Consider the following 22102-nt stretch of genomic DNA (forward strand, 5'->3'; position numbering starts at 1 on the left):
CGAGCGGCGCATTGCCCCCGAGCGCATTGCGTCGGTGCGACGCCCCCTGCACGACAGACGTGGGTCGGTGGCTGGTGTCCCGGATGTTGTTCGGCGGGCTGGGCGTGGGCGGGTGGATGTCCCGGAGGTGACTGGTGGGTGGGGCATGGGTGGTGGACGGCTCGGAGGTGACCCGTGGGAGGGCCCTGGTCGGCGGGGTCAGGGGGTGTCGTCGAGGGTGCCTTCGCGGCTGGAGAGGAGGCGGCGGAGGGATTCGAGGCGGGCGGGGCCGGCGTTGCCGGCGGCGACCCAGGCGTCGAGGGCGCACTCCGGGCCCAGGTGCGTGCAGCCCTTCGGGCAGTCGACCGTGCCCTCCACCAGGTCCGGGAACGCGGCCAGCACCGTTTCCATGGACACGTGGGCCAGGCCGAAGCTGCGCACGCCCGGGGTGTCGATGATCCAGCCGCTCTCCGGCAGCTCCAGGGCCACGGCCGAGGTGGAGGTGTGGCGGCCGCGACCCGTTACGGCATTGACCTGGGAGACGGCGCGGTTGGCGTCCGGGACCAGGGCGTTGACCAGGGTGGACTTGCCGACGCCCGAGTGGCCGACCAGAACGCTGACGCGGCCCTTCAAATGGTCGCGGAGCTCCTCCAGGGAGCCGCCCTTGTGCACCACGACGTGCGGGACGCCCAGGGGCTCGTACAGGGCCACCAGCTCGTCGGGCGGGGCGAGGTCGGACTTGGTGAGGCAGAGCAGGGTGTCGATCTCGGCGTCGAAGGCGGCCACCAGGATGCGGTCGATCATGCGGGGCCTGGGCGGCGGGTCGGCCAGGGCGGTGACGATGACGAGCTGGTCGGCGTTGGCCACGACCGGGCGCTCGATGCCGTCGGTGTCTTCGGTGTCGTCGGCCGAGCGGCGCAGCATCGACGTGCGGGGCTCCACGCGGACGACCCTGGCCAGGGTGTCGGGGCGGCCCGAGACGTCGCCGACGAGGGCCACCCGATCGCCCACCACGATGCCCTTGCGGCCCAGCTCACGAGCCTTCATGGCCACCACCAGGCGGCGCTGCGGCTGCTGCTTGCGTTTCTGCGCGGACCCCTTCGAGCGCTCCGGCTCGACCAGCGTCGTGTAGCGGCCGCGGTCTACGGCCACCACGAAGCCCTCCACGGCGTCCTCGTGCGCAGGGCGGATCCGGGTCCGCGGCCTGGAGCCCTTGCCCGGCCTGACCCGTACGTCGTCCTCGTCGTACTCCCGCTTCCTCAGCGGTCTGCTCCCATGCCCTCGCTCGCTTTCCCTCGCTGACCTGTGCGGTGTCCCCCGGCTCGGCCAGGGGGGACGTCGGCCGGTCGGTGCTGATGGGGGATCGAGCGCCGCCGCGGGCAGGCCGGGGTGGCGCCGTGCTGGTGGATCTCTGCCTCGCCGTACGGGTGGCGGACCCTCACGGGTCGCCCATTTCCGACGTGCCCGGCGTTTCCAGCGCGAAACCCGCGCCAGAGGGCAGGCGCCGCCGGGTCACCGCGCCTCCAGCATGCCTGCCCACATCTGGACGAACTCCGGCAGGGTCTTGGCGGTCGTCGCGATGTTCTCCACCTCGACGTCGGGCACCCTGAGGCCGATCACGGCTCCGGCCGTGGCCATGCGGTGGTCGTCGTAGCTGTGGAAGGTGCCGCCGTGCAGCGGGCGGGGGCGGATGATCAGGCCGTCGGCGGTCTCCTCCGCGTCGCCGCCCAGCCGGTTGATCTCGGTGGCGAGCGCGGCCAGCCGGTCGGTCTCGTGGCCGCGCAGGTGGGCGATGCCCCGGATGCGGCTCGGGGTGGTCGCGAGCGCGGCCAGGGCGGCGATCGTCGGGGTCAGCTCGCCCACCTCGTGGAGGTCGGCGTCGATGCCGATGATCTCGCCCGTGGGCCGCCCCGTGACCACCAGGTCGGCACCGTCGGGGGAGCGGGTCACGGTGGCGCCCATCGCGGTGAGCAGCCCGCGCAGCGCGTCGCCGGGCTGCGTGGTGTGGATCGGCCAGGTGGGGATCGTGACGGTGCCGCCCGTGACCAGGGCGGCGGCCAGGAACGGGGCCGCGTTGGACAGGTCGGGCTCGACCGTCATGTCCCTGGCCGCGATCGGGCCGGGCTCGACGCGCCACACGTCGGACTCGCTGTCGTCCACGGTGACGCCCGCCGTCCTGAGCATCTCCACGGTCATCTCGATGTGCGGCTGCGAGGGCACCGGCGGGCCCACGTGGCGGATCGTGATGCCCTTCTCGAACCGCGCCGCCGTCAGCAGCAGCCCCGACACGAACTGCGACGAGCCCGACGCGTCCAGCGTGACCTCGCCGCCCGCCAGCGGCCCGCTGATCGTGAACGGCAGCGCGTCGTTGTCGATCCTGGCGCCCAGCGAGCGCAGGGCGTCGAGGATGGGGCCCATCGGGCGCTTGCGGGCGTGCGGGTCGCCGTCGAAGGAGACCGGCCCGTCGGCCAGGGCGGCCACCGGCGGGACGAACCGCATGACCGTGCCGGCCAGGCCCGCGTCGATGCTCGCGCCGCCCCGGATCGGCCCCGGCGTCACATGCCAGTCGACCGCCGTGGCGCTCTCGTCGGCGGGCGCCAGGGTGGCGCCCAGGGCTCGCAGGGCCGACGCCATCAGGTCCGCGTCGCGGCTGCGCAGCGCCCGGCGCACCACGCCGGGGCCGTCGGCGAGCGCGGCCAGGACGAGCGCGCGGTTGGTCACCGACTTGGAGCCGGGCAGCGGGACGGTGGCGGTGACCGGAGCGGTCGCCGTGGGCGCGGGCCAGTGCGGAGCGGGCATGGTCAAAGAGTACTGGGAGTGGTAGGGCGAGGGTCACAGCCTGTGGACAGCGCGCGATCGTGCCGTCTTGCCTGTGGACAACACCCTCCCGGGGTGGCGCGGGTCGGTGAGGCGAACATGCGGGCGAAAGCCGTACGTGGCAGTGTGGGGTCATGTGCGGTAGATACGCGTCGGCGCGCAAGAAGCACGAGTTGCTCGAGGAGTTCCAGGTCGAGCAGGACGGCGACCCCGACAAGGAGCTCGGGGCCGACTACAACGTCGCGCCGACCAAGAACGTCTACGCCGTGCTGAGCCGGGTGCCCAAGGACGCACAGCGGGCGGTGCGGCAGCTCAGGATCGTCAAGTGGGGCCTGGTGCCCGCGTGGGCGAAGGATCCGTCGATCGGGTCCCGGCTGATCAACGCCAGGATCGAGACGGTGGCCGAGAAACCGTCGTTCCGCCAGGCGTTCGCCAAGCGCAGGTGCCTCCTCCCGGCCGACGGCTATTTCGAGTGGATGCCGGTCGAAGGCGAAAAGAAGAAGAAACAGCCGTACTTCATCCATCCGGAGGACGGCGGGGTGCTGGCGATGGCGGGCCTGTACGAGTTCTGGAAGGACCCGTCGCGGGCCGACGACGATCCCCTCAAATGGCTGGTGACCTGCACCGTCATCACAACGGACGCCGAGGACGAGCTCGGCCGCATCCACGACAGGATGCCCATGATGATCGAGCGGGATCGCTGGGCCGAATGGCTCGACCCCAAGGTCACCGACGTCGAGCAGGCCTCGCGGCTGCTGGTGCCCGCCGAGCAGGGGCGGCTCACGGCGTACCCCGTCTCCGCGGACGTCAACAACGTCAGAAACAACGGCCCGGACCTCATCAAACCTCTACCGGAAGAAGGGGAAACCGCACTTTTCTAAAGGTGTAAGAAGCGCGGTAAGTGGGCATTCGGTGAGGAAAGCGATGCATCCGTTTACTCGGTGTCACCGCCATAAATGCCCCCAAATTGCACCGGGCGGGACAACCGGGGAGTCCTAGCCGCGGGTTGCCGTGATTCACCCGGAGGTGCGGATTCGTGGACGTCACGACCGCTCGTGAGCGGCTGGAAGACATGCTCGCGGAACTGGACCGATCGATCGGGGTCCTCCAGGGCGACCCCGTCGCCGTCCGCGAGCATTCGGCGGCCGACGCAGGCTCGGACCTGACGGACGCCGATCGGGCCCAGGCCATGCTGACCGTGGCCACATCACAGCGGCGCGCTGTGGTCGAGGCCATCAAACGCCTGGAGCAAGGCGTGTACGGCCGGTGCCTCGACTGCGCCAAGCCGGTGCCGGAAGGGCGGCTGGAGGCCCGTCCGGAGGCCGCGCGGTGCGTGCAGTGCCAGGGCAAGCGCGAGCGACGCCGCTGACCGGGCCGGGAACCTCGCCGGACACGAAGAGATGCCGCCGGACACGAAGAACGGCGGCACACCTCTCTACAGGCGGGCGGAGTCAGCTTTTGCGGCAGCTGGCGACCAGATGGATGCCGACGGTGTCGTCGTCGTCCGGATGGGCCTCCAGCTCCGTACGCACCAGATAGTTCAGGGCGCGTGCGTCGGCCCCGAGCACGTGGTCGACCGTGGACGGCGACAGCACCGTGCGCGGCCGCATCCACTCCACCTCGAGCCCGGCGCCCACCAGCAGCTCGCGCAACTGCCCGCTGCTGAAGCACCGCGTGATGCTGCCGTCCGGCCACGGCACGAGCATGACCTCGCCGGTCTGCCGCAGGTGCTGCCACTGCTCCTGCTCGGCCAGGATCGCCATGCCCAGCACCAGCGAGTCGACGCACACCAGCGCCCGCCCGCCCGGCCGCAGCACCCTGGCCACGTCGCTCATCGCCGACTCGGCCATCAGCTCGATCGACATCACGCGCTCCTCGGCGAGCACGGCGTCCACGCTCGCGTCGGGCAGGAACGCCAGATCGTCGGCGCGTACATGACGGACCCGGTCGGCGTCCCGCAATCCGGACCGGACCTCGACGGTGCGGCGGAAGTCGAGCACCTCGATCACCTTGTGCCCTGCCTTGGCCACCTGGCCGGACCAGCGCCCCCGGCCGCCGGAGAGGTCGAGGACGACGGAGGGCTCGCCGGGGAGCCAGCGGTTGAGTTGTTCGGCGGCGACGGCGCGGTAGAAGGTCCAGTACGGCCCAAGCGTCCCTGAGCCGTTCAGTTCCTCGGCCGGAATGGGCAGCACACGCGACTCCTGAGTTCCGGGTAAAGGGCTACCAGCCGGTACGTATGGACGTTCCCCGCACCGGGTCCTTCGTACCTTCTATCTTGCGGGAACAGACAAGGGCGCGGGCGTGTTGCGACGAGCATGCTCACTATGGCGAGATCCCTCCCCACTGACCGGCAAGGCACCGGCCAGCGGGTATCCTCCCCTGAGTACGGTGTTCCGCAACAGCCGGCCACCGGTGATCTTAGGGGGGTGGGTCCGGTGCCCGCGACAGGCGCGGAGACGCTGGAGCAGCGAAGCGAGCGATTCGAGCGCGATGTCATGCCGTATCTCGAGCAGCTCTACTCCGCCGCGCTCCGGATGACCCGGAATCCCGCGGACGCGGAGGACCTGCTACAGGAGACCTTCGCCAAGGCGTTCGCGTCGTTCCATCAGTTCCAGCAGGGCACCAACCTCAAGGCGTGGCTCTACCGGATCCTGACGAACACGTTCATCAACAGCTACCGCAAGAAGCAGCGTGAGCCGAAGCAGTCCGGCACTGAGGAGATCGAGGACTGGCAGCTCGCGCGGGCGGAGTCGCACACCTCGACCGGGCTGAAGTCGGCCGAGGTCCAGGCCCTTGAGCACCTGCCCGACGGCGACATCAAGCAGGCGCTGGCGGCCCTGCCGGAAGAGTTCAGGATCGCGGTTTACCTGGCCGACGTCGAAGGCTTCCCCTATAAAGAGATCGCCGACATCATGGGCACTCCGATCGGCACTGTGATGTCGAGGCTGCACAGAGGACGCAGGCAGCTCCGGGGCCTCCTTGAGGACTATGCTCGTGAGCGGGGTCTGGTCCCGGCGGAGGGATCGAAATGAGCTGTGGCAACCCGCACGACACCGACTGTCGTGAGGTGCTCGACAAGGTCTACGCCTACCTCGACGGCGAGCTGACCGAGAACGACGTCGTCGAGATCCGCGTGCATCTCGAGGAGTGCGGTCCGTGCCTTGAGGAATACGACCTGGACAAGGCGATCAAGGCCCTCGTGCACAAGCACTGCGGCTGCGACCCGGTCCCCGGCGATCTGCGCTCCAAAGTGCTGGCGCGCATCGCGCAGGTGAGGGCGGAGCTGGCCGACTAGGATTCCCCCATGCGCGTGTTGGTCACCGGGGGTGCCGGGTTCATCGGGTCCAATCTCGTCGATCGCCTGCTGTCCGAGGGGTACGAGGTCGACGTGGTGGACGACCTGTCGTCGGGATCCAGGGAAAACCTGGCCGGGGCGGCCTCCAGCGATCGTTTCCGGCTGCACGTGCTCGACGTTCTCGACCCCGCGCTGACCGGCCTGGTGGCCGAGCTGCAGCCGGAGGTCGTCTGCCACCTGGCCGCGCAGATCAGCGTGCGCAAGAGCGTGGCCGATCCGAGGCGCGACGCCAGGATCAACGTCGAGGGCACCGCCTCCGTGCTCGCCGCCGCGCACGAAGGGCGGGCCCGCAAGGTGCTGTTCGCCTCGTCCGTGGCCGTCTACGGCAGGCCCGCCACGATCCCCGTGCCCGGTGACGCGCCCACGGACCCGCGCTCGCCGTACGCCGCCTCGAAGCTGGGCGGCGAGACCTACCTCGCCGCCTTCCGCGCGCTGCACGGCATCGAATACACCACGCTGGTGCTCTCCAACGTCTACGGCCCGCGCCAGTCGCCCGAGGGCGAGGCGGGCGTGGTGTCGATCTTCACCGACGCGCTGCTCGGCGGCACGCCCACGGTCGTCTACGGCGACGGCACCCAGACCCGCGACTACGTCTACGTCGAGGACGTCGTCGACGGCTTCGTCAAGGCGCTCGGGCAGCGCGGCAACGGCTGCCGGTTCAACCTCGGCACCGGCATCCAGACCACCGACCGCCGGCTCCACTCGCTCATCGCCGACGCGGCGGGCGCTCAGGACAAGCCGGGGTTCGCGCCGCCGCGCCTGGGCGACCTGCCCGCGATGGCGGTCGATCCGGTGCCGGCCCACGAAGGGCTCGGCTGGCAGCCGCGTACGGACCTGCCGACAGGTGTGAAGAAAACAGTCGAATGGGCCCGAAATCGTCGCGTGAAGTAGTGGCTTGATTACGCTTTGCTTGCGATTTCCGACTACGCCCATGCGGCGACGTCGTCTTCTGTAGCGTTGAACCCCAGAACTCGACGTGGAGGCATGTGGATGTTCAAGGCACTGGTCGCCCGGCTGTTCACAGCCGCCGTCATGCTCACTCCTGTGGTCATGCTGATCGGGGGAGCGGTTCCCCCAGGGGTGTCCTGGACCTGATGTCCGTAGGGGGCCGCAATGCGTGATCTGCCGTGGCCTGCGAGGGTCTATCTGGTCGCCGTGATCGGCGCGGCGGTCGCTCTCCTGGTGCGCAGCGTCATGGTCTCCGGGGCCCCCGTGGCCCCGGAGGACCTTGACGTCCTGCTGGTGCTCGCCCTGCTGTTCCTGGTGTGCGAGTCGATGCCGACGTTGCTCAACGTGGAGCAGTTCGCGGTGTCGGTCAGCTTCTCCGCCTCGCTGGCGGCGGTGGTGCTGATCGGCCCCGAGGGCGCGGCACTGGTGGGGCTGACCGCGGTGGTGAGCGTTCGGCCCGGGCTGCCGCTGATCAAGCGGCTGTTCAACGGCGCGCAGTTCGCCATCTGCGGCTACGTGGCCGGGCGGGTCTACGAGGCGCTCCACGGTCAGGTCGGCGTGCCCCTGGTCAACGCGTTCGACGATCTCATCGGCCCCTACGCCGCCGCCATGGCGGTCTTCGTGCCGCTCAACATCGCGCTCACGCTGACCATGATCGGGCTGGCCACGCGGGTGCGGGCCACCGAGGTGCCGCTGCGCGGCATGGCCCAGTTCCTGCTGTCGTACCTGGGATACGGCACGTTCGGGCTGCTGGTGGCCGGGCTGTGGGCGACCGTGCAGTCGATCTCGGCGGTGCTGGTGCTGCTGCCGCTGTTCGTGGCGCGGTGGGCGTTCGGGCAGTATCACGCGCAGCAGCGCTCGTACGACGCCACGATCGCCGCGCTCTGCCAGGCCGTCGAGACGAAGGACTACTACACCCGGGGCCACTGCACGCGGGTCTCGCTCGCCTCCTCCATGATCGCTCAGGAGATCGGCATGGGCCCCGAGCGCGTGCGGGCCATCCGCTACGCGGGCATGCTGCACGACGTGGGCAAGCTCGGGGTGCCCACCAAGGTGCTGCAGAAGGACGGGCCGCTCACCGAGGAGGAGTTCGCCGCGATCCAGCTCCACCCGATGCGGGGCCTGGAGATCGTGCGCGGCATCGGCTTCCTCGACGAGGCGTACGCCGGGATCATGCACCACCACGAGCGCCACGACGGCACCGGCTACCCGATGGGGCTGGCCGGTGACGAGATCCCCGAGTTCGCCAAGGTCATCGCGGTGGCCGACGCGTTCGACTCGATGACCTCCGACCGCTCCTACCGGGGCGCCAGGCCCGTCGCGGAGGCGCTCGACGAGCTGCGCAAGACCGCGGGCACCCACTTCGACCCCGTCATGGTCGCGGCCTTCATCCGCGTGCTCGACCGGGAGCCGTGGCAGCCGCCGCGCAAGGTCGAGGCGCCGCCGCCCGACGAGACCCCGATCAAGGACCACGACGACCCGACCATGCCCATCGAGGTCGTGACCGGGCAATGATCACCACGGAGCGCCCGAGGCGCGCAGAACGCTCCCTGAACACGGTCTTCCGCCGGCTCGACTCCGGCCAGCTGCTGCTCATCTGCGCGGCGGGGCTGGTCGCGATCGCGGGCGTCGCCCACACCGCCGCCGTCGGGCTCGACCGCACGGAGATCGCGGTCGGGTTCGGGGCGCTGATCGCGGTCGGCGAGCTGGCCAGGCTCACCATGCCGGGCAACAGGGAGGTCGCGCCCATCGGCGCCGCCGCCGCGCTGGGCTACACGCTGCTGCTCGATCTCAGCCAAAACCCGCTGCGCCACTCCGCGCTGCAGGTCGTCGCCGTGATCGCGGTCGGCATGGCGGCCGGCGCGCTCCCGCACCTGGCGGTCGGCCGCCCGCCGCGGCTGGACGCGATGGCGCGGCGGCTGCTCACCGGCGCGCTGCTGGCCTTCGCGTTCCGGCCGCTGGCCGACCCGCTCTACCTGCTGACCAAGCCGCCGACCAGCACCTGGTGGCCGGCGCTCGCGGTGATGGTCACGCTCATCGCGATCACCCTGATGATCGACGTGCTGATCGCCGCGCTGCTGCGGGCCGAGCAGCTGCGCACCTCGTTCCGGGTGGCCGTGCGCGACGAGGTCAACATGGCCTTCCCGCTGGGCGCGGCCGTGGCCTCGTCGGGCGTGCTGCTCGCGCTGGCCACGCACAGCATGGACCTGGTGGCGCTGCTGGTGTTCGCGGCGCCGCTGCTCGTCACGCAGGTGGCCTTCCGGAAGTACGCCGGGATCCGCGCCACCTACCTGCAGACCGTACGCGCGCTGTCGCGGGTCACGGAGGTCGGCGGCTACGTCGAGCCCGGCCATTCGCGCAGGGTGAGCCGCCTGGCCGTGGCGATCGGCAGAGAGCTGGGCATGGCCGAGCCCGAGCTGCTGGAGCTGGAGTACGCCTCGCTGATGCACGACATCGGCCAGCTTTCGCTGCGCGACCCGATCCCCGGCGGCGCCACCGTGCTCACCGAGCCCGACCAGGCGCGGCGCATCGCCGAGCTGGGCGCCGAGGTGATCAGGCAGACCGGCGTGCTCGACCGGGTGGCCGACGTGGTGCGGCGCCAGTGCGACCCGATCACCGACGACCCGCCCCTGTCGAGCCGCATCATCAAGGTCGCCAACGCCTACGACGACCTGGTGGGGCCCTCGACCGACCGCGACCGCGCCGGGGCCGCGCTGGAACGCATCCGGCTGTCGTCGGGCAGCGCGTACGATCCACATGCGATCGAGGCGCTCACCCGGGTGATCGGCCGCGGGCGCGTCTAGCCCGCACCAGTGCTGCGGGGTTTTTGTCCGTTCACAATTGTGGGGTTCCTACAGATCATGATCTCCGGATCGGTGGTTTAGGGGGAAAGGAGCCGCGGCGGTCGCGGCCGTAGGGTGGTCGGCGTGCTTACTGAGACGCTCGGACCCGTTCTGATCGCGAACCGGGGGGAGATCGCGCGGCGGGTCATCCGTACGGTCAAGCGGCTGGGGCTGCGCGCCATCGCCGTCCACTCGGATGCCGACGGCGAGTTGCCGTTCGTGCGGGAGGCCGACGAGGCCGTGCTGATCGGTCCGGCCAGTCCTGCGCAGAGCTATCTCGACGCCGACAAGGTGCTGGAGGCGGCCCGCACGACCGGTGCCAGGGCGATTCACCCGGGTTACGGGTTCCTCGCGGAGAACGCCGCGTTCGCCAGGGCCGTGATCGATGCCGGGCTGGTATGGATCGGTCCCGCGCCCGAGGCCATCGACAGGATGGGCGACAAGATCAACGCCCGGAACCTCATGGAGAAGGCCGGCGTGCCGGTCGCCGCGGGCACCCGCGAGCCGGTCACCGACCTGTCGCTGGCGCTCAAGGCCGCCGACGCCATCGGCTACCCGGTCATGGTCAAGGCCGCGGGCGGCGGCGGTGGCATCGGCATGAGCGTGGCCCACGACGACGAGGGCCTGGCCAAGGCGTTCGAGCAGGCGGCCAGGGCGGCCGCGAGGTTCTCGGGCGACGCGCTCGACGGGCCGGCGGTGCTGCTCGAGCGCTACATCGAGCGGGCCCGCCACGTCGAGGTGCAGATCCTCGGCCTGCCCGACGGCCGGGTCGTGGCGCTGGGCGAGCGTGACTGCTCGGTGCAGCGCCGCCACCAGAAGGTCGTCGAGGAGTCGCCGTCCCCGGGCATCACCCCCGAACTGCGCGAGCGCATGCTGGCCGCCGCCGTGCGCGCCGGCGAGGCCGTCGGTTACCTCGGTGCGGGCACCGTCGAGTGCCTGGTCGACGCCGACGCGCAGGACTTCGTGTTCCTGGAGATGAACACCCGGCTGCAGGTGGAGCACCCGGTCACGGAGCTGGTCACCGGGCTCGACCTGGTCGAGCTGCAGCTGCGCGTGGCGGCCGGGGAGAGCCCCGAGGTGCGGCCCGCGACCACCGGGCACGCGATCGAGTTCAGGGTCTACGCGGAGGATCCCCAGCGGTTCTTCCCCGGGCCTGGCACGATCACCGCATGGGTCGAACCGGACGGAGAGGGCGTACGCGTCGACTCCGGCTATGCGGCCGGTAACACGGTCACCCCGTTCTACGACCCGCTGATGGCCAAGCTCTGCGTCCACGGTGAGACCCGTGCCGACGCGCTGGAGAAGGGGCGCAAGGCCGTGGCGGCCTTCGTCGTCGAGGGGCCCAAGAACAACCTGCCGTTCTGCGCGGAGCTGCTGAACAACGCGGAGTTCGTCACCGGCGACTACGACACTGGACTTGTCGGCCGGATGCGAGCCTAAGGTGAGTACATTGACGACAGATGGGAGTCCCGGTGGCTGAGGTACGCGCTGAGATGGTGGCGAACGTGTGGAAGGTCGTCGTCAAGGAGGGCGACACCGTTTCCGACGGCGACACGCTGGTCATCCTCGAGTCCATGAAGATGGAGATCCCGGTGCTCGCCGAGGACGACGGCGTGGTGGCGCAGCTCAAGGTGGCCGAGGGCGACGTGATCCAGGAAGGCCACCTGATCGCCGTCATCGAGTAGGGTGTGGCGCTCTCCTCAGCGACGTTGCGACCTTGCCAGGAACCTGGCGCGGTCGACCACGACGCGTTCGATCGTGCCGCGGCCCACGACGGCGTGCTTGTCGTGGGCCTCGAAGGCGAAGACCAGGCGGCGCCCGTCGACCTCGGTCAGCTCGACGCCGATCTGCACGTGCGTGCCCAGCGGGCTGGCGGCCAGGTGTTCGAGCGTGACCCTGGTGCCGACCGACGTCTCGCCCGGCGCGAGGTGCTTCTCCAGGGCCCGTACGGTCGCCGCCTCGGCCAGCGCGAGCAGCCGGGGGGTGGCGAGCACGGGCACGTCCCCGCTGCCGATCCTCTTCGCGGTGTCCTCCATCTCGACCATGATGAGCAACTGGGCGCGGAGACCGGGAGCGAGCGTCATGGGGGTCAGCCTACGGCGGGCCGGGTTCCGTGACGGAGATCGCACCTCTCTAATGGGCCCGCTGACTTCCCGGAAACGCGGACAAGTGCGGGCATAAGGCCCCAGGATAGGGTGTGTACGGCTTAAGACATTTGAGTGGCATGTGAGACAGGTGAGTCGTACACTCTCTGAGTTCCGTGACCACTGTGTGACCTGACCGCGACAAAAGTTCGCTTTGTTGGAGAGCCGCGGGGTGCAAGAGGTTACAGGTATAGGGGGGTAGCGGGGGAGTCATGGTGGCCCAAGGGACGACGCTGGCGGGGCGGTATCGGCTGGATACCCGCATCGGCGCCGGCGGCATGGGCGAGGTGTGGCGCGGAGAGGACATCGTCCTGGCCCGCACCGTCGCCGTCAAAGTGCTGCTTCCCGGCCGTACGCAGGACCCTGGGTTCGTCGCTCGCTTTCAGGGGGAAGCGCGGGCGATGGCCACGATCAATCACGCCGGTGTCGTGGACGTCTACGACTACGGTGTCAGCGGTGACACCGTCTATCTGGTGATGAAGTTCGTCGACGGGGAACCGCTCGACCGGCTGCTGGCCAGGCTGGGGCGGATCCCGCCACAGGCGGCCATGGAGCTGATCGCGCAGGCCGCGTCGGCGCTGCAGGCCGTGCACGATCAGGGGATCGTGCACCGCGACGTGAAACCGGGCAACCTGCTCGTCCAGCGCGACGGCACGCTGGTGCTGACCGACTTCGGCATCGCCCGATCCGACCTGGCCAACCGGCTGACCGACGCCGGCATGGTGCTCGGCACGGCCGCCTACTGCGCCCCCGAGCAGGCCGAGGGCGCCCCTGTCACGCCCGCGGTCGACATTTACGCGCTCGGCGTGGTCGCGTACGAGTGCCTGGTGGGGCAGCGGCCCTTCGACGGCGACAGCGCGGTCACGATCGCGCTCAAGCACATCCGCGAGGCCCCGCCGCCGCTGCCCGCCGACATCCCCCAGGCCGTGCGCACGCTGGTCGAGGTCGCGCTGTCCAAGGACCCGGCCAGGCGCTTCCCGACCGCCAGGGCCATGAGCGAGGCGGCCAAGGCCATCGCCAGCGGGCAGGCGCCCGCCGCGCTCCCCGAGCCGCCGGTGCTGTCCACCGGGGCCACCATGGCGCCGCCGGTGGACGCGTACCAGACGGGTGCCCACCAGGCGCGTCCCGCCGAAGAGACGACCACCGTGACCGAACGGCGCCCGGGCGGCCGTCGCGCGGCCAAGGCGCCGCGCAGGACCGGGCTCATCGCGGGCATCGCCGTCGCGGCGGTGCTCGGCGCGGGCGCCACCGCGGTCGCGCTGACGGGCATGACCACCACGGGCGAGCCCGTACCGACGAGCACCACTTCTCAGATGGCTGACGGCTCGCAGAGCAGCCCCAAGCCCCCCAAGCCCAGGCCCACGAAGACCAAGCCCCCCTCGGAGGAGCCGACCCCGGACCCCGAGCCGACGACCACGAGGCCGAGGCCCACGGTGACCGAGGAGACCAAGCCGCCGACGAAGACGCCCTCCAGCACGCCGACCGTCACCAAGACGCCGACCAAGACCCCCACGAGCACCCCCACGTCGACCGTCAAGAAGGTGCGCGTGCCCAAGGTGGTCGGGTTGCCGTTCCAGCAGGCGCAGGAGATGGTCGAGGCGGCCGGCTTCGAGGAGATCATCCCCGACGACCGGACCGCCACCTCCAACGGCATGCGCTGTGGCAAGGTCACCCAGATCGTGCCGGGCGCCGGGACGGTGCAGGAGGTGACCAAGCCGGTCAGGCTGGTCATCATCGACGGCGTCTGCCCGGAGGACAGCACGGGCAGCCCCTCGCCCAGCGCCACGCCCAAGTCGTAGCTCTCACACCCCCGTGGTGTTGCGGGGATAGGCGATCTGCGGGTCGGTGGCGATGTTCACCATGTACGGGATGCCGGAGTCGAACGCCCTGCGCAGCGCCGGCCCGATCTCCGACGGCTTGGTGACCAGCTCGCCGCCCCCGCCGAGCGCGGTCACGACCTGGTCGTAACGGCACTGCGACTGGAGCTCGGCGGCCACGTCGTAGCCGTACAGGAGCTGCATGGGGTGCTTCTCCAGGCCCCAGATGCCGTTGTTGCCACAGATCATGACGACGGGCAGCTTGTGGCGTACGAGGGTGTCGACGTCCATGAGCGAGAACCCGGCGGCGCCGTCGCCCAGCAGCAGCACCACCTGTGAGGACGGCCGGGCCAGGCGGGCGGCGATCGAGTAGCCGAGGCCGGTGCCGAGGCAGCCGTACGGGCCGGGGTCGAGCCAGTTGCCCGGCTGCTTCGGCTCGACGTACTTGCCCGCGTAGGAGACGAAGTCGCCGCCGTCGCCGATCACCACGGCGTCGTCGGCCAGGACCTTGCCCAGCTCGCCGTACACGCGCATGGGGTGGATCGGGTCGGAGTCGGAGGCCAGCAGCTCGGCGTCGTCCGCGACGGCCGCGGCGGCCGTGTCGGCCAGCTTCGAGACCCAGGAGGCGTACGCGTCGGGCTTGACCCCGGCGTCGCCGCAGGCGGTGCCGAGGCTCCAGAGCACCACGGACAGGTCGCCGGCGGCGGACGCGGCGGGCTGCATGTGGGTGGCCAGCTGGGACGGCGCGTCGGCGATGTGCACGACGCGGGCCAGCGCGTCCCTGCTCCCGAACCACCCGTAGCCCAGGCGGAAGTCGAGCGGCGTGCCGATCACGATGACCAGGTCGGCCTGCTTGAACGCCAGGCCGCGGGCCCGCGTGACCAGCAGCTCGTGGCCCGAGGGCAGGATGCCGCGGCCCTGGCCGTTGGGGATGACCGGCAGCCGCCACGTCTCGGCGAAGTCCCGGGCGGCCTCCTCGGCCCGGTCCATCCACACGTCGGACCCGTAGACGAGCACGGGCCGCTCGGCCTCGGCCAGCAGCCGCGCGATGGCGGCCAGGTCGTCGGGGTCGGGTTCGAGCGGCGACGGCGTCTGCGTCCGCACCTCGTGCTCGGGCGAGGAGGAGAACAGGTGGTCCATGTAGAAGTCGAGGAAGACCGGGCCGCGGTGGGGGGCGACCGCGGTGCGGAAGGCCATCTCGACGTCCTGGCCGACGGACTCGGCGTCGGTCGCGGTGAACGACAGCTTGGTGATCGGCTTGAGCAGCGGCGGGTGGTCCAACTCCTGGAGGGCGCCGCTGCCCCAGCGCGCCTGGGGCGCCCGGCCGCCCATGACGACGACGGGGGAGCCGTTGAAGTGGGCGGTCGCGACGCCGCTGACGCCGTTGGTGATGCCGGGGCCCGCTGTCAGCACGGCCAGGCCCGGTCTTCTGGTCAGGCGGGCCGTCGCCTCGGCGGCGAAGACCGCGCTCTGCTCGTGGCGTACGTCGAGGATGCGCATCTCCTCGTGCACGGCGCCGTCGTAGAGGGGGAAGACATGCCCTCCCGACAGCGTGAACATGGTCTCGACGCCGTAGGCCTTGGAAACGGCGACGGCGGCGTCACCGGCGTGCTTCGCAGACTCCATGCCGGGAACTTACCAACCAGTCACCAGAGTAAACAGATCTTAAGGATCTTCAGTCGCAGCAGACGGACACCCTGCCCTTCGGCGCCCTCGCGATGATCTTCCGCGGTGACGTGGGGTTCCGGTCGACGTCGACATCGGCGTCGACCCCCTCCGCCGTCACGTCGTAGACCGTCCTCGGCAGGTCGAGGTTGACGCTGCCCGCGGTCCGCACCACTGCCTTGACGGTCGTCGGGGCGCTGATGAACGACAGATCGACGTTCCCCGAGCCGATCTCCACGTCGGCCGCCTCGACGTCGAGCCCCTTGGCATCGACATCGCCCGTACCGCTCCTGGCCCAGATGGCGCCGGAGAGGTTCCTGACATTGACGTCGCCGGCGACGGTGGACAGGCGTACCTTGCCGAAGAGATCGCTGACGTTGAGCAGGCCGCTGCTCGTGCCGGCCTCCAGGTCGGTCTCCGGCGGCACGAAGATCATGTAATCGGCCAGGCAGATGGGGCCGTTCGGCTGCTCCTCGCCAGGGCAGACGGCGTCGAGCCGCAGGGTGCTGGAGCGGGCGTCCCAGTCCTCGGTGACGGTCGGCCGGTCTCTCGACCAGCGCAGCGACCTATCGATGAGCAGCTCGCCGGCCCTGCCCGGCATGACGGTCAGGTCGACCTGGGTGCCCTTGCCCGTCTTGATGCGGAGGTTCTTCTGCTCGAAGGCGATGGACCTCTGCGTGTGCTCCTCCGGAACCCTGGCCCGCGCGAACCCGCGCCAGAGCGCCGTGGTGGAGATGATCAGCGCGATCACGGTCGCCACCGCGCCCGCCGCCAGCCAGGCGGCTCTCATGGCAGGCTCCTGATCTTGAGGAACTGCAGGACGGCCAGTACGCGCCGGTGGTCGCCCTCGGCCGGTGACAGGTCGAGCTTGGCGAAGATGTTGCCGATGTGCTTGCCGACCGCCCCTTCGCTGAGCACCAGGGCCTGGCCGATGCCGGCGTTGGACCGGCCCTCCGCCATCAGCTGGAGCACCTCGTGCTCCCTGGGCGTGAGCCGTTCGAGCGGGTCGCTGTTGCCGCGCAGCAGGAGCTGGGCCACCACCTCGGGGTCGAGCGCGGTGCCGCCGGCGGCCACCCTGCGCAGCGCGTCGATGAACTCCGTCACGTCCGCCACCCGGTCCTTGAGCAGGTAGCCGACCCCGCCCGTCGCGGCCGAGGCGAGGAGCTGGGCGGCATAGCGCTCCTCGACGTACTGCGAGAGCACCAGGACGGGCAGCCCCGGTTGCTGGCGGCGCAGCACGAGCGCGGCCCGCAGGCCCTCGTCGGTGTGCGTGGGCGGCATCCTGACGTCGGTGATGACCAGCTCGGGCTTGTGCTCCTCGGCCGCCCGCAGCAGCCCCTCCGCCTCGTCCACGGCCGCCACCACCTCCATGCCGGAGGCGTCCAGGAGCCTGATCAGCCCCTCGCGCAGCAGTACGGAGTCCTCGGCGAGCACTACTCGCACGGCAGCTCCACCTCGATCGTCGTAGGGCCGCCCAGCGGGCTGGACAGCCGGAGCGCCCCGTCCACCGAGTCGATCCGCTGGGCCAGGCCGCGCAGCCCCGTGCCGCCGTCCAGCCGGGCGCCGCCGCAGCCGTCGTCGTACACGAGCATGTGCAGGCGGTCGCGCTCGCGCCGCACGCTCACCTGGGCCTTGGTGGCCGCCGCGTGCTTGGCGATGTTGGTCAGTGCTTCGGACACGATGAAGAACGCCACCGCCTCGATGGTCGGAGAGGCACGCCGCTCGATGTCGACGTGAAGTTTCACGGGGAACGGCGCGCGGGCCGCGACGCCGGACAGCGCCGCGTCCAGGCCCTGGTCGTTCAGCACGGCCGGATGCAGGCCCCGTACGAAGTCGCGCAGCTCCTTGAGCGCCTGCTTGGCCTCCTCGTGCGCCTGCGCGATGGCCTCGCGGGCCGGCTCGGGCAGGTCGGTCAAGGTGGCCCTGGCCAGGCCGAGGTTCATGGCCAGGGAGACGAGCCGCTGCTGGGCGCCGTCGTGCAGGTCACGCTCGATCCTGCGCCGCTCGGCGTCGGCCGCGTCGATGACCCCCGCCCGGCTCTCCGTCAGCGTCTCGATCCGCTGGCCCAGCTCCGAACGGCTGGGCCCGAGCAGCGTACGCGCCACCGACAGGTCCAGCGCCGCCATGCCGCGCGCCAGCACCGGCGCGAGCAGCAGCAGCACGAGCCCGATCGCCATGAAGACCGCCACGACCTTCCCGTCCCTGAGGTCGAACTCGAACTCCAGCGGCGGAGGCTGCATCGTCCGCGGCAGGAACGACAGCAGCCCCACGATCGCCCCGCCCCACGCCATCGCCACCAGGAACGCGCCCGCGGCCCCCACGAACGGCGACAGCAGGTGATAGCTGATCTGCCGCCACGTGGCCGGGCTGCGCCAGCTGCTCGGGGAGCGCACGGGCGGGATGCGCGCGCCCAGGAACGCCTCGAACCTGGACCGCTGCACCCTCGTGAACAGCGGCACGCTCCGCATCAGCAGGGGCGGCCACGCGGCCAGGACGAGCGTCAGCCCGCCGAGCAGCACGGCGACCGGCAGACCGATCATCACGTGGGCCGTGTCGAGCCACGCCCGCGCCGACCACGGACGGGGGACTTTCATGCCCTCAACGGTATTGAGCAGCGGGGGAGACGCGAAATAGCCCTGGTGTGCCGATGAATGGTGGGGTTTTCCCCACCTCCCCCTTTCGGCCCGCGGATGCCCTCTCACCACGGGCGCCCTTTCATAGGGCGGCCTCTCACAGGGCGGTTTTGAACCCCGCCGGATCGAACACGCCCCCCAACATCACCCCCAACCCCTGACGAGCCACCTCGGCGAACTCCTCCCTGCCCAGCCCCCCGGCCCCTTCCGGCAGCACCCCGGCCAGCGGCCGCGCGGCCAGCATCTCGAGGTCACACACGCAACTCCGCTCGACGACCCCGGGCTCACCGGGCCAGCGCCCGATGACGATCCCCGTCGGCTCCAGCCCTCGATTGGCCATCGCCTCCAGGGTGAGCGCGGTATGGTTCACCGCCCCCCGCCCGGGCCGGACCACGACGACCACCTGCGCGCTCAGGGCCCGGGCCAGATCCCCGATGGTCCCGCCGTCCTCGTCGAACCGCTCCAGCAACCCTCCGGTGCCCTCCACGACCACCATCCGATTGCTCTCGGCAAGCTCCCGCACGAGCAGCGCCACCTCGGCCAGCGACACGGGCGCCACCCCGGCGACCCGGGCGGCGGCGGCAGGCGGCAGCGGCTCGGCGAACCGCCGTACCTCAAAGGTCGTGCTGACGCCGGCCAGCCGGATCACCTGATCCACATCCCCGGCCTCCCCGGGCGAGACCCCGGTCTGCGCGACCTTCACCACGGCCACGGACGCCCCACGCCGCCTGGCCAACACCGCAAGCGCCGCTGTCACGACGGTCTTGCCGACCCTGGCATCGGTACCTGTGACGACGAGGATGCTCACATGACCAGCCTAGATGCGGTAGCCGCTAACGGGCTTTCATCGGGCCTCGCCGCGCAAGATCTGCTCGAAGGTATGTCTGGCGACCGCGCTCAAGGTCCACGAAGTTTCGTGGATAGTCTGCTTGTCGCGGTCAGTACGGCGGACGAATCCCTGGCCAGCGGCACTACACAGCTCGTACGTCGTCGGCAGGCATTCGCAGGTGTGCGAGACCACGCGGATGCGCGGCGCCCGGCGGTCTGGTTGGTACCAGGTCAATATCAGGTGGCCCGGCAGGAGCGGCGCGGCGTGCGGGCCGTGGAAGTCGAGGATCTCGCACGCCATCTCAGCAGATCCTTCCTTCGAAGATCTCGACGAGGTTCTTGAGTGCGATGTCGACGCGGGCCATGACGAGTTCGCGGATGTGATCGCCGCCTGGAGGCAGCTGGTACCCGTGCTTCTCGAGAACGGCTCTGATCTCGGCTGTCAGGCGAGGATCGAATCGTAGGTCTGTGGTTGTGTTTGCAGCCATGGGCCGGACCTCCATTGTCCGATCAAGGGCCCGACCAGCAGGGCCTGTTGGTGGGGCCCCGACTTCGAAGACCGAGGGATGAAAACATGGTAGCTAACCAGGCCCTGGCTGGCCATGGCCGGGCCTGCCTATCTTGGGATGATCCTGGCCGCCTAGCCTTCAAATCGTGAGAATCGATCCGGATGGGCTGCGAGCGCCCTACCTCCAGCTTGCGGACGCGCTCCGTGCCCGCATCGAGGCAGGCGAGATCCCACCTGGCCGCAAGGTGCCATCTCAGACGGAGTTGGAAGAAGAGTCCGGGCTGTCCCGGAACACCGTGAAGAAGGCGCTCGACGTACTCAAGAACGAGGGTCTTCTTATCACCGCGCCTGGCCGCGGGCTGTTCGTCGCTGAACGCCACGACACCAAACCGGCCTGATGTCGAGGGCTCGTGGCCGTCGGAGTTCTCTGATCGGCCGGACCCAGTAGCTATGCCAGCACTTGAGGCATTTACCTGTATTGCCCGCTGTGTTTAACTCCCGCCCTGTAACCCACACCCTCTGGGAGGAGACCCATGGGGGAGTTCGTTGGGATCGACCCCGGTAGAGCCGATCAGCTCATCCAGCAGATGGAAGCCGGCAAGAGAGTCCTGGCCAGCACGCGACCTGGACTCGAAGCGGCCATCGACGAGGCGAGGGAGGCATGGACCGGTCAGCAAGGCGTAATCGTCATGCACAGGTCCTGGGCGTTCTTCGACGAGAGCCAGCGAGACCTTAAATGGCGGATCGACACGATCCGGCGCATGGTTCCGAGCGGGGCACAAGGCCTGGTGACCGCGTTCTTCACCTTCGCCACCGAGTCCGAGGCTGCCCAGCAGGGAAAGACAGACGCCGCGACTGTTGCCGAGGTGCTAAAGCGGCACAACGTTGAGAACACCGTGGAGAGTTGGCGCAAGGTAGCCGACGCGCTGGCGGCTACCGGCGAGAAGGTCGACGATCCCGCTTACGCCGCTGCTCTGCTGGAATCTCTCGGTCCGGACAGGTTCCGGGCCACGTTTATGCATTGGATGAAGGACAAAGGACCGGCTGCCATGCAGAAAGGCGTGCCGCCGGGCACCCTCGCGCAGGTGCAGGGCAGCCTGGGCCAGCTCGCTCGGGCCTACAGCAGTGCGGAAGGTGTCGGGCGGTTGGGCGAGGAGTGGCGCGAAAAGCTAGTGGAAACAACTGAGCTTAGTGTCCTGACCTCGCTGCTCACGCTGGCCAAGCAGTCTGAGACGTTCCTCAACCAGGTGGCGACGCGTCTGCTGAGCCGCCCTCTTACCGTCGAATCCTCGGCTGGGCAGAACTGGAACTTGAACGCGCTGGTAGACGCCTACGACGCCAACCCGCAAGCGCTGCAGAGGCTGCTCGCCGAGAGCAAGCTGGTCCCGGGCTGGTTGCTGCACCCTGGGCGATTTCGTACGACTGGAATTGCCGGCTTCGAAGAGAAGCTGGCGGGCGTGCTGGACAAGGCGTTGAAACCAGGCGCTGGTGTCGCTGACCTGCGCGACCAAGCGTGGCTCAACCTCGTCAACAGCCTCGGCGCCGAGGACACTCCCTGGATCGGCGGGCAATGGGGAACCTTCAAGGACTCTCCGGTCAGCCGATCATTGGCCGAGAACGTCACGCCCTATCTTGACCAGCTCGCCCGAGGCCAAGCCAAGCTCTCTTCGCCGGATCTCGTCACGCTGTATCCAACTTCTCCCTGGGACAAGGTCGATCCAGACGTGGCTTCCCGGTTCATGGGGGCGTTGATGCAGGACAAGGCGGCCGCGAGCGCTCTGATGAGGGCATCACAGAACTACATGCTTGGGCTCGACATCGGGCGCTTCCGGCCGTTTGGTGACGAAGGCATGCAGGCGGAGTACACGTCGCGGAGCGCGCTCGCGGGCGGGGTCGCGAACCTGATGTTGAGCGGGTCCACACATGCGGAGTGGAGCGATGACGAGTACGCGGACTGGCTTGCGGACACCATGGCGCTGCCCATCGATTGGCTTTCCAATAAGTACTGGCCGATCAACGATCCGACGACAGCCACGGCTCGAGACAAGGGCTTGGACGACGCCAAGGACATCTTCAAAGACATAATCACGGGTTACTTCGACGAAAAGACCCCCGAGAATGCGAGAAATGTCGCAGACAGGCTCGTGGAGCAGCAGGCCCAGTGGGTGATGAGTTCGTTGGAACAGCACGGCCAGAAGCCGCTGACCATCTATCAGCAAGATGAGGTGCGCATGGCGTTCCGAGGAAGGCTTTACAACGCGCTGATCGACGCGCTGGAAAAGAGGGGAGGGTGAGTTGACGGTACCAACGCATGGGCAAATTTCCCGTCAGGCCGCCGAAAGGGACCTCCTTGCTGCCGCCTTCATCCGGTATGCCAAGGAGTTGGAGGAAGTCTTCGGTGGAAACCTAGCAAAGCCGCGAGATATCGACACGTTTTGGAAGGGGGCGACTGCTGACCGATTCATCACCCAGGCCATGCAGTTGCAGCGAGAGGTCGTCCAACTGCGGGAATCCTGTATGGCGACGGCTGAGCACCTACGCAGACAAGCCGACCTTCTACGAAGG

General features: G+C 69.6%; 23 protein-coding genes. 12 read left to right on the forward strand and 11 right to left on the reverse strand.

Features of this window, described 5'->3' with window-relative positions; all coding sequences use genetic code 11:
• Positions 1-198: 198 nt before the first annotated feature.
• On the reverse strand, positions 199-1242 hold the full coding sequence (rsgA, locus tag ACIBQ1_RS21280) for a ribosome small subunit-dependent GTPase A (protein WP_397280342.1): 1044 nt from the start codon (positions 1240-1242) through the stop codon (positions 199-201).
• A 249-nt stretch (positions 1243-1491) separates the two neighbouring features.
• A complete protein-coding gene (gene aroA, locus ACIBQ1_RS21285; RefSeq protein WP_397279802.1) occupies positions 1492-2778 on the reverse strand; it encodes a 3-phosphoshikimate 1-carboxyvinyltransferase in 1287 nt (428 codons plus the stop codon).
• A 152-nt stretch (positions 2779-2930) separates the two neighbouring features.
• Between aroA and ACIBQ1_RS21290 the strand changes: the two genes are divergently transcribed.
• Together ACIBQ1_RS21290 and ACIBQ1_RS21295 are read left to right on the forward strand one after the other, a co-directional pair.
• Complete coding sequence (locus ACIBQ1_RS21290) at positions 2931-3677, forward strand: SOS response-associated peptidase (protein WP_397279803.1); 747 nt, start codon at positions 2931-2933, stop codon at positions 3675-3677.
• 155 nt (positions 3678-3832) lie between these two features.
• Complete coding sequence (locus tag ACIBQ1_RS21295) at positions 3833-4165, forward strand: TraR/DksA C4-type zinc finger protein (RefSeq protein ID WP_350729262.1); 333 nt, start codon at positions 3833-3835, stop codon at positions 4163-4165.
• Between the two features lie 82 nt (positions 4166-4247).
• Here ACIBQ1_RS21295 and ACIBQ1_RS21300 read toward each other — a convergent pair whose 3' ends face one another.
• Positions 4248-4988: a class I SAM-dependent methyltransferase gene (locus ACIBQ1_RS21300; RefSeq protein WP_397279805.1), complete on the reverse strand. Its 741-nt coding sequence runs from the start codon at positions 4986-4988 to the stop codon at positions 4248-4250.
• Between the two features lie 234 nt (positions 4989-5222).
• On the opposite strand from ACIBQ1_RS21300, the gene ACIBQ1_RS21305 reads away from it, so the two are divergent.
• From ACIBQ1_RS21305 to ACIBQ1_RS21335, 7 genes are all read left to right on the forward strand, one after another.
• Positions 5223-5828, forward strand: a complete 606-nt coding sequence (locus ACIBQ1_RS21305; RefSeq protein WP_397279806.1) for a sigma-70 family RNA polymerase sigma factor — start codon at positions 5223-5225, stop codon at positions 5826-5828.
• Positions 5825-6091 (forward strand): mycothiol system anti-sigma-R factor, encoded by a 267-nt coding sequence (gene rsrA / locus ACIBQ1_RS21310; protein WP_397279808.1) that lies wholly within the window; start codon positions 5825-5827, stop codon positions 6089-6091. Before ACIBQ1_RS21305 ends, rsrA begins: the two co-directional genes overlap by 4 nt.
• Before the next feature lie 9 nt (positions 6092-6100).
• A complete protein-coding gene (locus ACIBQ1_RS21315) occupies positions 6101-7042 on the forward strand; it encodes an NAD-dependent epimerase/dehydratase family protein (protein ID WP_397279809.1) in 942 nt (313 codons plus the stop codon).
• A 222-nt stretch (positions 7043-7264) separates the two neighbouring features.
• Positions 7265-8614: an HD-GYP domain-containing protein gene (locus ACIBQ1_RS21320; RefSeq protein ID WP_397279811.1), complete on the forward strand. Its 1350-nt coding sequence runs from the start codon at positions 7265-7267 to the stop codon at positions 8612-8614.
• The gene (locus tag ACIBQ1_RS21325) at positions 8611-9903 is read left to right on the forward strand and encodes an HD-GYP domain-containing protein (protein WP_397279813.1); all 1293 of its coding nucleotides are present in this window, start codon (positions 8611-8613) and stop codon (positions 9901-9903) included. The genes ACIBQ1_RS21320 and ACIBQ1_RS21325 overlap by 4 nt, the downstream gene beginning before the upstream one ends.
• Before the next feature lie 123 nt (positions 9904-10026).
• The gene (locus ACIBQ1_RS21330; RefSeq protein WP_397279815.1) at positions 10027-11382 is read left to right on the forward strand and encodes an acetyl/propionyl/methylcrotonyl-CoA carboxylase subunit alpha; all 1356 of its coding nucleotides are present in this window, start codon (positions 10027-10029) and stop codon (positions 11380-11382) included.
• A gap of 32 nt (positions 11383-11414) precedes the next feature.
• Positions 11415-11627: a biotin/lipoyl-binding carrier protein gene (locus ACIBQ1_RS21335; RefSeq protein ID WP_397279817.1), complete on the forward strand. Its 213-nt coding sequence runs from the start codon at positions 11415-11417 to the stop codon at positions 11625-11627.
• Between the two features lie 15 nt (positions 11628-11642).
• On the opposite strand, the gene ACIBQ1_RS21340 is transcribed toward ACIBQ1_RS21335, so the two are convergent.
• Positions 11643-12026, reverse strand: coding sequence for a thioesterase family protein (locus ACIBQ1_RS21340; RefSeq protein WP_397279819.1), 384 nt, complete (start codon positions 12024-12026; stop codon positions 11643-11645).
• A 272-nt stretch (positions 12027-12298) separates the two neighbouring features.
• Between ACIBQ1_RS21340 and ACIBQ1_RS21345 the strand changes: the two genes are divergently transcribed.
• A complete protein-coding gene (locus tag ACIBQ1_RS21345) occupies positions 12299-13885 on the forward strand; it encodes a serine/threonine-protein kinase (protein WP_397279820.1) in 1587 nt (528 codons plus the stop codon).
• Positions 13886-13888: 3 nt separating this feature from the next.
• Here the strand turns inward: ACIBQ1_RS21345 and ACIBQ1_RS21350 are convergent, their stop codons facing one another.
• The 7 genes from ACIBQ1_RS21350 to ACIBQ1_RS21380 form a co-directional block, all read right to left on the reverse strand.
• Entirely contained in the window at positions 13889-15529 is a 1641-nt protein-coding gene (locus ACIBQ1_RS21350) for an acetolactate synthase (protein ID WP_397279822.1), read from the reverse strand.
• Positions 15530-15578: 49 nt separating this feature from the next.
• On the reverse strand, positions 15579-16358 hold the full coding sequence (locus ACIBQ1_RS21355) for a DUF4097 family beta strand repeat-containing protein (RefSeq protein ID WP_397279824.1): 780 nt from the start codon (positions 16356-16358) through the stop codon (positions 15579-15581).
• The gene (locus tag ACIBQ1_RS21360; RefSeq protein ID WP_397279825.1) at positions 16355-17011 is read right to left on the reverse strand and encodes a response regulator; all 657 of its coding nucleotides are present in this window, start codon (positions 17009-17011) and stop codon (positions 16355-16357) included. Before ACIBQ1_RS21360 ends, ACIBQ1_RS21355 begins: the two co-directional genes overlap by 4 nt.
• A complete protein-coding gene (locus ACIBQ1_RS21365) occupies positions 17002-18162 on the reverse strand; it encodes a histidine kinase (RefSeq protein WP_397279826.1) in 1161 nt (386 codons plus the stop codon). The genes ACIBQ1_RS21360 and ACIBQ1_RS21365 overlap by 10 nt, the downstream gene beginning before the upstream one ends.
• A gap of 136 nt (positions 18163-18298) precedes the next feature.
• Complete coding sequence (gene bioD / locus ACIBQ1_RS21370) at positions 18299-19009, reverse strand: dethiobiotin synthase (protein ID WP_397279828.1); 711 nt, start codon at positions 19007-19009, stop codon at positions 18299-18301.
• 36 nt (positions 19010-19045) lie between these two features.
• The gene (locus tag ACIBQ1_RS21375; protein WP_397279829.1) at positions 19046-19330 is read right to left on the reverse strand and encodes a hypothetical protein; all 285 of its coding nucleotides are present in this window, start codon (positions 19328-19330) and stop codon (positions 19046-19048) included.
• Position 19331: 1 nt separating this feature from the next.
• Positions 19332-19517, reverse strand: coding sequence for a hypothetical protein (locus tag ACIBQ1_RS21380; protein ID WP_397279830.1), 186 nt, complete (start codon positions 19515-19517; stop codon positions 19332-19334).
• A gap of 166 nt (positions 19518-19683) precedes the next feature.
• Between ACIBQ1_RS21380 and ACIBQ1_RS21385 the strand changes: the two genes are divergently transcribed.
• Together ACIBQ1_RS21385 and ACIBQ1_RS21390 are read left to right on the forward strand one after the other, a co-directional pair.
• Positions 19684-19935 carry a GntR family transcriptional regulator gene (locus ACIBQ1_RS21385; RefSeq protein ID WP_355386520.1) on the forward strand — a complete coding sequence of 84 codons (252 nt, stop codon included), beginning with the start codon at positions 19684-19686 and terminating at the stop codon, positions 19933-19935.
• Between the two features lie 135 nt (positions 19936-20070).
• Complete coding sequence (locus ACIBQ1_RS21390; RefSeq protein WP_397279832.1) at positions 20071-21831, forward strand: hypothetical protein; 1761 nt, start codon at positions 20071-20073, stop codon at positions 21829-21831.
• Positions 21832-22102 lie beyond the last annotated feature (271 nt).

Source organism: Nonomuraea sp. NPDC050153 (genome assembly GCF_044460125.1).
In the GTDB taxonomy this organism is placed as follows: Bacteria; Actinomycetota; Actinomycetes; order Streptosporangiales; family Streptosporangiaceae; genus Nonomuraea.